General features: G+C 60.2%; 14 protein-coding genes. 7 read left to right on the top strand and 7 right to left on the bottom strand.

The window, feature by feature from the left end; translation table 11 throughout:
* Window positions 1-27 precede the first annotated feature (27 nt).
* The gene (mltA, locus tag FJD34_RS14195) at window positions 28-1,215 is read right to left on the bottom strand and encodes a murein transglycosylase A (RefSeq protein ID WP_032858730.1); all 1,188 of its coding nucleotides are present in this window, start codon (window positions 1,213-1,215) and stop codon (window positions 28-30) included.
* 127 nt (window positions 1,216-1,342) lie between these two features.
* Between mltA and FJD34_RS14190 the strand changes: the two genes are divergently transcribed.
* Entirely contained in the window at window positions 1,343-1,792 is a 450-nt protein-coding gene (locus FJD34_RS14190) for a c-type cytochrome (RefSeq protein WP_090292295.1), read from the top strand.
* Between the two features lie 30 nt (window positions 1,793-1,822).
* On the opposite strand, the gene FJD34_RS14185 is transcribed toward FJD34_RS14190, so the two are convergent.
* The 5 genes from FJD34_RS14185 to FJD34_RS14165 all read right to left on the bottom strand — a co-directional run bounded on the left by FJD34_RS14185 (window position 1,823) and on the right by FJD34_RS14165 (window position 6,851).
* Complete coding sequence (locus tag FJD34_RS14185) at window positions 1,823-2,218, bottom strand: DUF1090 domain-containing protein (protein ID WP_032858726.1); 396 nt, start codon at window positions 2,216-2,218, stop codon at window positions 1,823-1,825.
* Between the two features lie 81 nt (window positions 2,219-2,299).
* Entirely contained in the window at window positions 2,300-3,979 is a 1,680-nt protein-coding gene (ligB, locus tag FJD34_RS14180) for an NAD-dependent DNA ligase LigB (protein WP_373290064.1), read from the bottom strand.
* A 98-nt stretch (window positions 3,980-4,077) separates the two neighbouring features.
* On the bottom strand, window positions 4,078-4,425 hold the full coding sequence (locus tag FJD34_RS14175; protein ID WP_032858724.1) for a DUF1090 family protein: 348 nt from the start codon (window positions 4,423-4,425) through the stop codon (window positions 4,078-4,080).
* A 220-nt stretch (window positions 4,426-4,645) separates the two neighbouring features.
* A complete protein-coding gene (gene metK, locus FJD34_RS14170; RefSeq protein ID WP_029297363.1) occupies window positions 4,646-5,836 on the bottom strand; it encodes a methionine adenosyltransferase in 1,191 nt (396 codons plus the stop codon).
* A gap of 19 nt (window positions 5,837-5,855) precedes the next feature.
* Window positions 5,856-6,851 carry an ArsR/SmtB family transcription factor gene (locus FJD34_RS14165; protein WP_032858722.1) on the bottom strand — a complete coding sequence of 332 codons (996 nt, stop codon included), beginning with the start codon at window positions 6,849-6,851 and terminating at the stop codon, window positions 5,856-5,858.
* 260 nt (window positions 6,852-7,111) lie between these two features.
* On the opposite strand from FJD34_RS14165, the gene tkt reads away from it, so the two are divergent.
* The 6 genes from tkt to fba all read left to right on the top strand — a co-directional run bounded on the left by tkt (window position 7,112) and on the right by fba (window position 13,465).
* On the top strand, window positions 7,112-9,109 hold the full coding sequence (gene tkt, locus FJD34_RS14160; RefSeq protein ID WP_032858720.1) for a transketolase: 1,998 nt from the start codon (window positions 7,112-7,114) through the stop codon (window positions 9,107-9,109).
* 142 nt (window positions 9,110-9,251) lie between these two features.
* Window positions 9,252-10,307, top strand: a complete 1,056-nt coding sequence (epd, locus tag FJD34_RS14155) for an erythrose-4-phosphate dehydrogenase (RefSeq protein ID WP_032858718.1) — start codon at window positions 9,252-9,254, stop codon at window positions 10,305-10,307.
* 17 nt (window positions 10,308-10,324) lie between these two features.
* On the top strand, window positions 10,325-11,488 hold the full coding sequence (locus FJD34_RS14150) for a phosphoglycerate kinase (RefSeq protein WP_090292290.1): 1,164 nt from the start codon (window positions 10,325-10,327) through the stop codon (window positions 11,486-11,488).
* A gap of 29 nt (window positions 11,489-11,517) precedes the next feature.
* The gene (locus tag FJD34_RS14145; RefSeq protein ID WP_032858717.1) at window positions 11,518-11,739 is read left to right on the top strand and encodes a hypothetical protein; all 222 of its coding nucleotides are present in this window, start codon (window positions 11,518-11,520) and stop codon (window positions 11,737-11,739) included.
* Between the two features lie 60 nt (window positions 11,740-11,799).
* Window positions 11,800-12,135: an MliC family protein gene (locus tag FJD34_RS14140; RefSeq protein WP_032858715.1), complete on the top strand. Its 336-nt coding sequence runs from the start codon at window positions 11,800-11,802 to the stop codon at window positions 12,133-12,135.
* 265 nt (window positions 12,136-12,400) lie between these two features.
* Window positions 12,401-13,465, top strand: a complete 1,065-nt coding sequence (fba, locus tag FJD34_RS14135) for a class II fructose-bisphosphate aldolase (RefSeq protein ID WP_029297347.1) — start codon at window positions 12,401-12,403, stop codon at window positions 13,463-13,465.
* A gap of 134 nt (window positions 13,466-13,599) precedes the next feature.
* On the opposite strand, the gene FJD34_RS14130 is transcribed toward fba, so the two are convergent.
* A complete protein-coding gene (locus FJD34_RS14130; RefSeq protein WP_146552216.1) occupies window positions 13,600-13,872 on the bottom strand; it encodes a hypothetical protein in 273 nt (90 codons plus the stop codon).
* Window positions 13,873-14,110: the final 238 nt, after the last annotated feature.

Here is a 14,110-nt window from a genome sequence, read left to right as displayed (position 1 = left end):
GGGCTTGCTCGCTCCCACATTCGATCCTCAGCTTCCTGTCGGGGCGTCCGGCACTTTGGGTAGCGCTGCGCCCTTGGGCCACAGCATCCAGATCTGGCCCTGTTGCTTCATATTCCCGGCCAGTTCGCCTGCGGCATCACCCGTGCCCCAGAACAGGTCCGCACGTACCTCACCGACAATTGCACCCCCCGTGTCCTGGGCCGCTACCGGTCGTACCACCGGCGAGCCGTCGGGCCGGGTTGTCGACAGCCACAACAGGCTGCCCAGCGGGATGACCTTGCGGTCCACCGCCACGCTGTAGCCTGCGGTCAGCGGCACGTTCAGCGAGCCACGCGGGCCTTCATTGCTGTCGGGCCGGGTGCTGAAAAAGACGTAGCTGGGGTTGCTCGCCAGCAACTCGGGGATGCGTTCCGGGTGCGCCTTGGCCCAGGCACTGATTGCGCCCATGCTGACTTCTTCTTTCTTCAGCTCGCCTTGCTCCACCAGCCAGCGGCCGATAGGGCGATAGGGGAAACCGTTCTGGTCGGCGTAGCCCACGCGCAATTGGCGACCATCAGCCAGCTGGATGCGGCCAGAACCCTGGATTTGCAGGAATTGCAGGTCCATCGGGTGGGTCAGCCAGGCAATCGGCTTGGCGCTGGAGCCTTGCTGGTTGATGGTGCCAGCATCGTCATAAGGCTTGAGTACCCGGCCTTCCAGGCGCCCACGCAGGCGTTTGCCCTTGAGTTCCGGGTAGATGCTTTCCAGGTTGACGATGATCAGGTCGTCCGGCACCCCAAACACGGGGACATGGGCGGTTTTAGTTTCGGTGAGGCTGCCTGGATAGACCGGTTCGTAGTAGCCAGTGATCAGGCCATTGGGCGTATTGTCCGCCGAGCGCAGGCCGTAGACGTCCAACTGTTGCTTGAGGAAGCCGCGGATGTCGCCGGCATTGCCCGGCACATTGGCCGCTGCAGCACAGGTGGTGCCCCACACCGGATCGTTCTTCAGGCGTTGGCAGGCACTGCGCCAGGACTCGAAACCGGCTTGCAGGTCGCTGTCCGAAACCACGGGCAGGGCTTCCCAGGTAGCGCTGACATAGGTCGCCACGGCGTGAGGTTTTTCGGGCGCAGGCTTGGGGGCCGGAGTGTTGCCGCCGTCGCATCCGGCGAGCAGCGCGATCATTGGCAGAGCCCACACCAGTCGGCGGCTCCAGGGGGTGACGAGGTTATTCATGCAAGTAATTTCCAAGGCGATTGCCCGAGCCGGTCGCGGCGCAAGCATCCATATTATTAATAGGGCTATTGGTCTTTGCGGGCGGGGCGAGGATACTGGCCGCCGTTTCCCGTGACCCAGAGCCACCATGACTTTTAAAAAACTGACTGTTGTATTGCTGGCCTGCCTGACGCTGACCGCCTGCGGTGGTGTTGACCCAAATTCGCCGTTGGGCCAGCGCAAGGCTATCTTCAAGCAGATGCTCAAGACCGGCGAAGACCTGGGTGGCATGCTGCGTGGCCGTATCCCGTTCGACGGGGCGAAATTTGCCGAGGGCGCCGTCAAGCTTGACGCCCTGTCCCATGAGCCGTGGAAGCACTTTCCAACGGTGCGCGAAGAAGATCACACCAGTGCCAAGGACGATGTATGGCAGAAACAGGCCCAGTTCCAGGAACTGGCGCGCAACCTTGAGGCGGCCACCGGTGAATTGGTGATCGCCAGCCAGGTGCAGCCTTACAAGGCCAGTAACCTGGGGCCGGCCGTGCAGAAAGTCGAAGATGCCTGCAGCGCCTGTCATAAGCAGTTTCGCGACCATTGAGACGGATCGGCCAAGAAGGCTGTATGCGTCTTACTTGTCCAGATCGTCGAGGGCTTCCTGCAACTCTTTGCGCGACTCGGCGAGCTTATCCTTACGCTTGTTGATCTTCTCGGAATCGCCCTTTTTCATGGCCTTGTCGAGGTCGGCCTGACGGCGGCTGACTTCGTGCTTGGCATCCAGCACCTTGTTTTCGCGTTCCTTTTTCAGGGAGGCGTCGGTGCAGTGGGCGGTGACTTCGCTCAAGGCCTTTTCCAGACCGGCTTGTTGCTCACTGTTGCCGTGGGCCTTGGCCTGTTCGATTTGCAGGCTGATGGCCTGGCGCTTGGCGGCGCAACCGGTCAGTTGCGGGGCTGTCTCGGCAGCCAGCAATGGCGTGCTCAGGACGCTGGTGATGGTCAACAGGGCAAGCGGTGCAAGAAACTTCATGGAAACTCCAAAATAAACAAGATCGTTGTCAGGTGGGCAGGATGATTTCTGCTGGCACCGGTTAATGTAGTTGGCCCGGGACTAAAAGCCGTCGATCCCGGCAGCCCGTAGCGTTTCACTCATGGCCAACACCTGAGGGTCGTGAAAAAAGGCACTCAATTGTGCTGCACGTCCCGGACCGATTCCCGCTTCGGCCTGCCACGCTTGCGCGTCTCGGGCGGCCAGGGCCTGCCAGTCGCCTGCCAGGTTATTGCGTGCGCTAGGTGGTAAACCCAGGGCCTTCAACCATTGAGCAAACGGTCGCTGGCGCGCAGTGCGCAAGCTGGCCTGTAGGCGCGCACTGCTGCGGTCGCCGAATCCGTCAATGGTAGCAAGCTCTGTCTCATCAAGGTTCAACCAATCCACTAAACCACTGATTTGGCCGGCCTGGATCAAGTTGCTCCAGGTCTCGCGGCCAATGTGTGGCAGGTCCAGGCCCTGCTTGCCACTGAGCCAGGTCAAGCGGGCGAGTAACTGTTCTTCGCAGCCTGGGGCCAGTTGCCAGCAGCTCAGGTGATGGAAATCGCTCGCGACAGGTACCGTGACATCAACACGGGGGTGGCTGCGCAGGATGACCTGGTCGAGCCTTGGGATCACCTGGCCAGCAAGGCTGATGGATACCTGGTCTCCAGGGCGGATATCCAGTGCCTGCCAGCGCTTCAGGGAGCCGACACTGACGCGCTTGATCTGTCGGTCATCAAGCAACACCGGGTCGAGTTCCAGGATCGGTGTGATACGGCCGGTGCGGCCAATCTTGAAGCGGACCTGGCGCACATGGGCCAAGGCTTTGACGGCCGGATATTTCCAGGCGACGGCCCAGTACGGTGTGCTCGGCTGCCAGCGCTGTGCCGGGGCGCGCTGGCTTTGGTGCAGCACTACGCCATCGGTGGCGAATGGCAATGGCTGACCATGCCAGAAGGCGCGCCAGTGCCGGGCTTGTTCGAAGTTCTCGATGGGCTGGCTGTAGCGCTGGCTGTCGATAAACCCCCAGCGCGTGAGGTTATCCAGTTGCTGCTTGAGGTCTGCCGGCCCTTGCGGCCAGGCCCAGACAAACAAGCCGATACCGGCGGCGTCGGCGTCACTGAGTTGTTGGCGGTTCATCAGCCCGGAGATTTTGCTGCGGGCATTCATGCCGCCCGTCTCCCCTTGTATGTGTGCGTCGAGGCGCCAATACAGTTCACCCTGCAAGAGCAGGTCGATGGCCTCGGGCAGCCGTTGCACGATACCGGGAATCCTGCGGGCCGAGGCGGTCCAGTCCTGGCCCAGCAGGCCATCACCGCGGCTGATGACCTGAGTCAGGCGGCCCGCACGATAGACCAGGGTAACGGCCACGCCATCGATCTTGGGTTGTATCCACAGGTCGCTGCGTGTACGGATCCAGTCTTCCACGGCGCGGTCGTTGAGCAGTTTTTCAAGACCGGTGTGCGGGACGGGATGGGCGATGGTGCCCCGCGAACTGGACAAGGGGTTGTCGGCAGGTGACGGCACCTGTGCAAAGCAACCCCGCCATTGCTCCAGGCGCATGCGGGCCTGGTCGTAGAGTTCGTCGCTGATCAGGGATTGGCCGAGCCGGTGGTAGCTGTCGTCCCACAGGCCGATTTGCCGTTGCAGGGTGTTTATTTCGTCTTTGGCCTTGTCGGCTGGCCAGTCCGGGCAGCCCTGCGCCCAAGTGACGATAGGGAAGAGCATCAACAGCAGGTAGGTCAGCAGGCGTGGCGTCATCATGAGCATCCTTGCTCTGAAGGGGCGCCCAGCCTAAAGCAAGCAAACGCCCATAAAAAAGCCCCGCAGGCGCGAGGCTTTTTACCGGGTGTGTCTGCTTACTTGAACAGACCGCCCAGGGCTTTCACGGTGTCGTTGCTATCAGCCTTGGCCTGCTGCTTTTGCGAGGCTTCGTCAAGCTTGCCTTGGGACTCGCCGACTTTTTTGCAACCTTTGTTTACCTGATCCAGTGCGGCCTGCATGGCCTTCACTTTCAGGTCTTCGCCATTGGCTTTGGCGGCATCGACCTTGGCTTGCAGTTCCTGGCTCTGTTTTTCGCAGTTGCCGGACGCGCCGCCCAGTTGGGAGGTCAGGGCGCCGGTCAGGCCGCTCAGGTCAGCAGCGTGTGCTGGCAGGACGAACAGGCTGAGCAGAATGGCGGCAGGGGCGAAAGTGGCAATACGCATGAAAAACCTCAATGTTCGATTGCCTGCGCACTTGGCAATCCCGAGCAGGCGCAGTGCAGTATCCAATGTGGTTAAGGGCTCGGGAGGGGGCGGATTCTAGTGGGCCATCATTTGGCCTGCAAGGGTTGGATCCAATTAATGTGAGCTCGCTCCTACAATTAAGGCAATAAAAAGCCCTGCCGGGCGAACCGGGCAGGGCTTTGGGTGTTGCGTGCAGCGATTACAGGCCGGCGGCGGTCCGCAGGTCGTCAGCGCGGTCGGTTTTCTCCCAGGTGAACGTGGTGAAGGTGTCGTCGCCGACAGTCTTCTGTTCAGGGGTGCGGCCGAAGTGGCCGTAGGCCGCGGTTTCCTGGTACATCGGGTGCAGCAGGTCGAGCATGGTGGTGATTGCGTACGGACGCAGGTCGAAGATCTCACGCACCAGCTTGACGATCTTGTCGTCGCTGATCTTGCCGGTACCGAAGGTATTCAGCGAGATCGACGTAGGCTGGGCCACACCAATGGCGTAGGAAACCTGAATTTCGCAACGCTCGGCCAGGCCGGCCGCGACGATGTTCTTGGCCACATAACGACCCGCGTAGGCCGCCGAGCGGTCAACCTTGGAGGGATCCTTGCCGGAGAATGCGCCGCCGCCGTGACGGGCCATGCCGCCGTAGCTGTCGACGATGATCTTGCGCCCGGTCAGACCGCAGTCGCCCACTGGGCCACCAATGATGAACTGGCCGGTCGGGTTGATGTGGAACTGGGTGTCCTTGGTCAGCAGTTCGGCAGGCAGCACGTGCTTGACGATCAGCTCCATCACGCCTTCGCGCAGGTCTTTGTAGGAGACTTCCGGGTTGTGCTGGGTCGACAGCACCACGGCGTCGATACCCACCACTTTGCCGCCTTCGTAACGGCAGGTCACTTGGGACTTGGCGTCCGGGCGCAGCCAGGGCAGCAGGCCGGACTTGCGGGCTTCGGCCTGGCGCTTGACCAGTTGGTGGGAGAAGGTGATCGGCGCCGGCATCAGCACGTCGGTTTCGTTGCTGGCGTAGCCGAACATCAGGCCCTGGTCGCCAGCGCCCTGATCTTCCGGCTTGGCACGGTCGACACCCTGGTTGATGTCAGGCGACTGCTTGCCGATGATGTTCATCACGCCGCAGGTCGCGCCGTCGAAGCCGACGTCGGAGCTGGTGTAGCCGATATCGGTAATCACGTCACGGACGATCTGCTCCAGGTCGACCCAGGCCGAGGTGGTGACTTCACCGGCGATGATTGCTACGCCCGTTTTCACCAGCGTCTCGCACGCCACGCGGGCGAACTTGTCTTCAGCAATGATGGCGTCCAGCACCGCATCAGAAATCTGGTCGGCGATTTTGTCCGGATGCCCTTCAGACACGGACTCGGAGGTGAAAAGGGAATATTCGCTCATCTCGATGTTTTCCTGATATTTACCGATGGTGAGTGTCGCCAGATGGCCGCTGAAAGTGGCGGACCTGAATCTGGAAACCATTACGTAAGCCTACATAGAGGCTTTCCCCGGGAACGAGTCCCGCAGCGGTGGCCCAACGGGCCAGATCGTCCTGTTCAAACCCCAACCATAGATCACCGCAGGCCTCCCTGGCCCAACTCTGGTTGTGGCTGCATAAATCGGTGACCAACAGACTGCCGCCCGGTTGCAGCAAACCGGCCATTTGCTTGAGGGCATCGGCCGGGGCAGCGAAATGGTGCAGGACCATGTTCAGCACCACGCAATCGGCTTGCAGCCCTACATCATCCAAGGCATCGGCCAGTCGCAGGCTGACGTTGCCCAAGTGTTCGCGCTCGCAGAGCTGGCGTGCCAGTTCCAGCATGGCCGGGCTGTTGTCCAGCGCCGTGACCTGGTGAAAGCGACATGCCAGCTCCGGCAGGAACCCACCGTCGCCCGGGCCGACTTCCAGCGCCGTGGCGCCTGCGTCGAAGCCCAGTTTGTCGAGCAGCGCCAACACGCTTTCGCGGTATTGCGCCAACCCGGCAATCAGGTCCTGCTGGGCGCGAAACTTGTCCGCCACCCGTGAGAAAAAATCCTGGCTGGCGGCGGCGCGTTGCCCGTGGACCTGGGCGATGCGCGACTGCACGTCAGCCGGCAGGGCCAGGTTATCCACCTCTTCCAGCAGCGCAGCATGCAGCTTGCCACCCAGCAACTCGGTGTGGGGCAGGGCGCGGCGATAAAAAATCGCATTGCCTTCACGGCGCGTAGCCACCAGATCGGCCTGGGCCAGCACTTTCAAGTGGTGGCTCATGCCGGATTGGCCAATGGCAAAGATCCGCGCCAGTTCCAGCACGCCAAACGAGTCGTTGGCCAGGGCGCGCAGTACATTCAGGCGCAGCGGATCACCGCCGGCCTTGCACAGGGCCGCCAGCTCATCGCAGTCGTCGGGGCGAATGGAAGGCGCAGGTAAGTTCATAAGGCCAGCAGTCTAGTGATGAGGTGAAATCCTCGCAAGGCCAATATCAAAAAGTTTTGATATTGGTCGATAATCGGTGGTTATAAGCAGGCGCTATAACCTTTAGACGAACGGCGGGAAGTGTTCTTGCCGTCAATGCAGTCCAAACCACAGGAAAAACCTACATAAGTCGGTATCTGTCATTGCCCCTGAGGCCTTGGCTGAGGGAAAATGCCGGTCCTTTTTTCCGTTTCTTTTATTCAACCTCCAGGAGATCAGCGATGCCCAGCCGTCGTGAGCGTGCCAACGCCATTCGTGCCCTCAGCATGGATGCCGTGCAAAAAGCCAACAGCGGCCATCCCGGTGCCCCGATGGGCATGGCGGATATCGCCGAGGTACTTTGGCGTGACTACCTGAAACACAACCCGAGCAATCCATCGTTCGCCGACCGTGACCGCTTCGTGCTGTCCAACGGCCATGGCTCGATGTTGATCTATTCGTTGCTGCACCTGACGGGCTATGACGTCACCATCGACGACCTCAAGAGCTTCCGTCAGCTGCACAGCCGCACCCCGGGCCACCCGGAATTCGGCTACACCCCAGGCGTTGAGACCACCACCGGTCCCCTGGGCCAGGGCCTGGCCAACGCTGTTGGCTTCGCGCTGGCAGAAAAAGTCCTGGGCGCGCAGTTCAACCGTCCTGGCCACAACGTTGTCGACCACCACACCTACGTGTTCCTGGGTGATGGCTGCATGATGGAAGGCATTTCCCACGAAGTCGCTTCCCTGGCCGGCACCCTGGGCCTGGGCAAGCTGATTGCCTTCTACGATGACAACGGCATCTCCATCGACGGCGAAGTCGAAGGCTGGTTCACCGACGACACGCCCAAGCGTTTCGAAGCCTACAACTGGCAGGTAATCCGCAACGTCGACGGCCACGATCCGGAAGAGATCAAGACCGCCATCGACACCGCGCGCAAGAGCGAGCAGCCGACCCTGATCTGCTGCAAGACCACCATCGGCTTCGGTTCGCCGAACAAGCAAGGCAAGGAAGACTGCCACGGTGCCCCACTGGGTGACGCGGAAATCGCCCTGACCCGCGAAGCGCTGAAGTGGAACCATGGCCCGTTCGAAATCCCGGCTGATATCTACGCCGAGTGGGACGCCAAGGAAGCCGGCCGCGCGGCCGAAGCCGAGTGGGACCAGCGTTTTGCTGCCTACTCCGCCGAGTTCCCACAGCTTGCCAACGAACTGGTACGCCGCCTAGCCGGTGACCTGCCTGCCGACTTCTCGGAAAAAGCCTCGGCCTACATCGCCGAAGTCGCGGCCAAGGGCGAGACCATCGCCAGCCGTAAAGCCAGCCAGAACGCCCTGAACGCCTTTGGCCCGCTGCTGCCTGAGATCCTCGGCGGTTCGGCTGACCTGGCCGGTTCCAACCTGACCCTGTGGAAAGGTTGCAAGGGTGTCTCGGCTGAAGACGCCAGCGGCAACTACATGTACTACGGCGTGCGCGAGTTCGGCATGAGCGCCATCATGAACGGCGTTGCCCTGCACGGCGGCCTGGTGCCTTACGGCGCGACCTTCCTGATGTTCATGGAATATGCGCGCAATGCCGTGCGTATGGCTGCGCTGATGAAGAAGCGTGTGATCCATGTCTACACCCACGACTCCATCGGTCTGGGCGAAGACGGCCCGACGCACCAGCCGGTCGAGCAACTGACCAGCCTGCGTACCACGCCGAACCTGGATTGCTGGCGCCCATCGGACGCGGTCGAATCGGCCGTGGCCTGGAAGCACGCCATCGAGCGCAAGGATGGCCCTTCGGCGCTGATCTTCTCCCGTCAGAACCTGCAGCATCAGGTGCGTACCGACGCGCAGATCGCCGACATCAGCCGTGGCGGCTACGTGCTCAAGGACTGCATCGGCGAGCCGGAGCTGATCCTGATCTCCACCGGTTCCGAAGTGGGCCTGACCGTTCAGGCCTACGACAAACTGACTGCCCAAGGCCGTAACGTGCGCGTTGTGTCCATGCCGTGCACCAGCGTGTTCGAAGCCCAGGACGCCGACTACAAGCAATCGGTCCTGCCGTTGCAGGTCAGCGCGCGTATCGCCATCGAAGCGGCTCACGCCGACTACTGGTACAAGTACGTGGGCCTGGAAGGCCGTGTGATCGGCATGACCACCTACGGTGAGTCGGCGCCGGCGCCAGCGTTGTTCGAAGAGTTCGGTTTCACCCTGGAAAACATCCTGGGTCAGGCTGAAGAGCTGCTGGAAGACTAAGGCTGTAGAGTGGGGTGGTTGTACTGACGCCTTCGCGAGCAAGCCCGCTCCCACATTTGGAATGCATTTCAACTGTGGGAGCGGGCTTGCTCGCGAAGGCGGCGGTACATTCACCGCATCACCCAAGGTAATCGAGAACCCCATGCCTCAACCGCGTCCCTACAAAGTTGCACTCAACGGCTACGGCCGCATTGGTCGTTGCGTCTTGCGTGCTCTGTTCGAGCGAGGGGCGGCGGCCGGGTTTGAAATTGTTGCGATCAACGATCTGGCTGACATGGCCAGCATCGAATACCTGACACGCTTTGACTCCACCCACGGCCGGTTCCCCGGCGAAGTGCGGGTCGACGGCGATTGTCTGCATATCAATGGCAGCTGCGTGAAGGTCTTGCGCAGTGCTACCCCCGAAGGCATCGACTGGAAAGCACTGGGCATCGATCTGGTGCTGGAATGCTCCGGTGTCTATCACACCCGTGCCGATGGCCAGCGTTTCCTCGATGCCGGCGCCCCGCGCGTGCTGTTTTCCCAGCCGATGGCCAGTGAGGCGGATGTTGACGCCACCATCGTCTACGGCGTCAACCAGGACTGCCTGAGTGGTGACGAGTTGCTGGTGTCCAACGCCTCCTGCACCACCAACTGCGGTGTGCCGTTGTTGCGCCTGCTGGACCAGGCGATTGGCCTGGAATATGTGTCGATCACCACCATTCACTCGGCGATGAACGACCAGCCGGTGATCGACGCCTACCACCATGAAGACCTGCGCCGCACCCGTTCGGCATTCCAGTCCGTGATCCCGGTGTCCACCGGCCTGGCGCGGGGTATTGAACGCCTGCTGCCGGAACTTGCCGGGCGAATCCAGGCCAAAGCAGTGCGCGTGCCGACGGTGAACGTGTCGTGCCTGGATATCACGATGCAGACCGTCAGTGATACCGACGCTGGCGAGGTCAACCGGATCCTGCGCGAGGCCGCTACCAGCGGCCCGCTCAAGGGGCTGTTGGCCTACACCGAACTGCCGCACGCCAGTTGTGATTTCAACCATGACCCGCATTCGGCGATTGTCGATGCCAGCCAGACCCGCGTTTCCGGCCCCAGGCTGGTGAATATCCTGGCCTGGTTCGACAACGAATGGGGCTTTGCCAACCGCATGCTCGACGTAGCAGAGCACTATCTGCACATCGCCACTAAACAACCTCAACAGTAATTCAGGAACTGCGACCCATGACCGTGTTGAAGATGACCGACCTCGATCTGCAAGGTAAGCGCGTACTGATCCGCGAAGACCTCAACGTCCCAGTCAAGGACGGTGTTGTCACCAGCGATGCGCGAATCCTGGCCTCGCTGCCGACCATCAAGCTGGCCCTGGAAAAAGGCGCGGCCGTGATGGTCTGCTCCCACCTGGGTCGTCCGACCGAAGGTGAGTTCTCTGCCGAAAACAGCCTCAAGCCTGTAGCCGACTACCTGAGCAAGGCCCTGGGCCGCGAAGTGCCTTTGGTGGCTGATTACCTGGGCGGCGTCGAGGTCAAGGCCGGCGACATCGTGTTGTTCGAGAACGTGCGCTTCAACAAGGGCGAGAAAAAGAACAGTGACGAACTGGCCCATCAATATGCGGCGTTGTGCGACGTGTTTGTGATGGACGCTTTCGGCACCGCTCACCGCGCCGAGGGTTCGACCCATGGCGTGGCTAAGTTCGCCAAAGTGGCCGCTGCTGGCCCGTTGCTGGCTGCCGAGTTGGACGCACTGGGCAAGGCCCTGGGCGCACCGGCCCAACCAATGGCCGCCATCGTGGCCGGCTCCAAGGTGTCGACCAAGCTGGACGTGCTCAACAGCCTGAGCCAGATCTGCAACCAACTGATCGTTGGCGGCGGCATTGCCAACACCTTCCTGGCCGCTGCTGGCCATCCGGTAGGCAAGTCCCTGTACGAGCCGGACCTGCTGGACACCGCCCGTGCCATCGCGGCCAAGGTCAGCGTGCCACTGCCAGTGGACGTGGTAGTGGCCAAGGAATTCGCCGAAAGCGCCGAAGCCACCGTCAAGCTGATCGCAGACGTGGCGGCTGACGACATGATCCTGGATATCGGCCCGCAAACTGCCGCGAACTTCGCTGAACTGCTGAAAGCCTCCCAGACCATTCTGTGGAACGGCCCGGTTGGTGTGTTTGAGTTCGACCAGTTCGGTAATGGCACCAAAGTGCTGGCCAAGGCGATTGCCGAAAGCTCGGCATTCTCGATTGCCGGCGGTGGCGACACCCTGGCGGCCATCGATAAATATGGCGTAGCTGAGCAGATCTCCTACATTTCTACCGGTGGTGGCGCGTTCCTTGAGTTTGTCGAAGGCAAGGTCCTGCCAGCCGTTGAAGTGCTGGAAAGTCGAGCCAAGGGCTGAGACCCAGGGTCTGGAAAAGGAGCATTCCCATGATCAAGCCATTCGCGCTGGTGATTGCCGCAGGCCTGTTGGCCGGCTGCGGCAGTGCGCCCAAGGCGGCGCCCGAGACTCAAGGTGCTGCGCCGGACAAGGGTTGCTACCAGTCCGACTGGCAGGCCGAGACCATGCCGGTGATCAACAAGCGCATAGGGCCTGACAGGCTGGAGAAGTACGACTCCCCGCCCAAAGGTAAGGAACAGGGTTGCCCTTGATGGGTCTGATTCACTAACCGACAGCAGTGGCGGCCCCTGGCCGCCGTTCGAGGATTGGCAATGAAAGGCGTTATCGCCCTGGCAGCACTGGCTCTATTGGCCGGTTGTGCCAACCTGAACATGTTCAACAAGGCAGAGCCACAGCCAGAGACATGGACCACTTGGGTGTGCGACAGCCAGGCCCAGGTGAACTGGCGGTTTATCGGCGCGGATCGCAGCCAGGTGGATGTACGCCTTGGCGGCTCCGACCAGGTGTATCGCCTCAAGCAAGACGTGGCGGCTTCCGGCACGCTGTATAGCAATGACCAGTTGGCGTTTCACACAAAAGGTGAGGAAGGCCTGGTTTACTGGGTCGCCACTGACGATTTGATCGGCCGGGGCTGCAAGGCCCAGTAATACAGAACACTGAAGATCTCATGTAGGAGCGGGCTTGCCCGCGCAAGCGGTGGGTCAGTTGGCGAATTCGGTGTCTGGTACACCGCGATCGCAGGCAAGCCAGCTCCCACATGATTCGGTTCCAGATTGGAATTTGGGTCAGGCCCAGTAGCAATAACGATTCAGCAGGCCAAGGCCCAACCCCTTGATCTGCAATAACTTGAATAGCAGCCGCCGCTACGGCAGGCTTGCACGATTAACGACCCTCGACCGGGAGAGAGACACAATGGCACTTATCAGCATGCGTCAAATGCTGGACCACGCAGCCGAGTTCGGCTACGGCGTTCCAGCCTTTAACGTCAACAACCTTGAGCAGATGCGCGCCATCATGGAAGCCGCTGACAAGACCGACTCCCCAGTGATCGTCCAGGCTTCGGCTGGTGCCCGCAAATACGCTGGTGCACCGTTCCTGCGTCACCTGATCCTGGCTGCGATCGAAGAATTCCCGCACATCCCGGTGTGCATGCACCAGGACCACGGCACCAGCCCTGACGTGTGCCAGCGCTCCATCCAACTGGGCTTCAGCTCGGTGATGATGGACGGCTCCCTGGGCGAAGACGGCAAGACCCCGACCGACTACGACTACAACGTGCGCGTCACCCAACAAACCGTGGCCCTGGCTCACGCCTGCGGTGTTTCGGTAGAAGGCGAACTGGGCTGCCTGGGTTCGTTGGAAACCGGCATGGCCGGTGAAGAAGACGGCATCGGCGCCGAAGGCGTGCTGGATCACAGCCAGATGCTGACCGACCCGGAAGAAGCCGCTGACTTCGTCAAGCGCACCCAGGTCGATGCCCTGGCCATCGCCATCGGCACCAGCCACGGCGCCTACAAGTTCACCAAGCCACCTACTGGCGACGTGCTGGCCATCGACCGCATCAAGGAAATCCACAAGCGCATCCCCAACACCCACCTGGTGATGCACGGATCTTCCTCGGTACCGCAAGAGTGGCTGGCGATCATCAACCAGTACGGCGGCGACATCAAAGAAACCTACGGCGTCCCGGTTGAAGAAATCGTCGAAGGCATCAAGCACGGCGTGCGCAAGGTCAACATCGACACCGACCTGCGCCTGGCCTCCACCGGTGCAATGCGTCGCCTGATGGCCACCAACCCGAGCGAGTTCGACCCACGCAAATTCTTCGGCGCCACAGTGACGGCGATGCGTGATGTGTGTATCGCACGTTACGAAGCGTTCGGCACTGCCGGCAATGCCTCGAAGATCAAGCCGGTGTCGTTGGAAGCGATGTACCAGCGGTATTTGAAAGGTGAGTTGAACGCCAAGGTCAATTAAGTCTGGTGCGTTAAATAAAAAACCCGCAGAGATGCGGGTTTTTTATGCATGAAATATTAGTTATGTGTGTTGGGTTGTTGTCGTGATGAGTTATAAAGAGCTTTTTGTTGTGGTGAAAAGCTAATATGGGTGGCTCATTTCTTTTTGCAGTAAATATTCAGGGATGTTATGCCGTAAATTTTTTTGGCATCGTCCTCTACTATCTTTGTCGCTTTTTTAACTGCCTCACTCTCAGACGAAGCGGTGACAGTTTCAGTTGGATTGCCGGGTAATGATGATATGCGACATAAGTATGTATCCTCCTTCGCGTAGACTGAAGAGGATACAGCGAGTGTGCAAGTCAGGATGGTTGCAGTGGCTAATATTTTTCTTAAGTTTAATGACTCAATAAAGTCTGGGGGTTTCATGTCTTTTGCTCCTCTGGGTTGATTTGAGATCTTAAGATAGTTACTTTTGTTTTTCTTCTCTACTGTGAAATGTCACAGGTCTAAAAGGGTTTTTATATTTTTGATTGCTTTCGTGAACTATATATTTTTACAGGTGAACGGGGTGGTAAAGGAAAGGGGGTTATTTAATTGCTACATAAATTCGTCCCCTTTACCCTCAAATAGTCTCCTTATTCCACCATTCTCCCCCTTTCTCCTC

Origin of the sequence: Pseudomonas brenneri (assembly GCF_007858285.1) — a bacterium.
In the GTDB taxonomy this organism is placed as follows: domain Bacteria; phylum Pseudomonadota; class Gammaproteobacteria; order Pseudomonadales; family Pseudomonadaceae; genus Aquipseudomonas; species Aquipseudomonas brenneri.
This window is presented reverse-complemented; position numbering and strand designations above follow the sequence as displayed.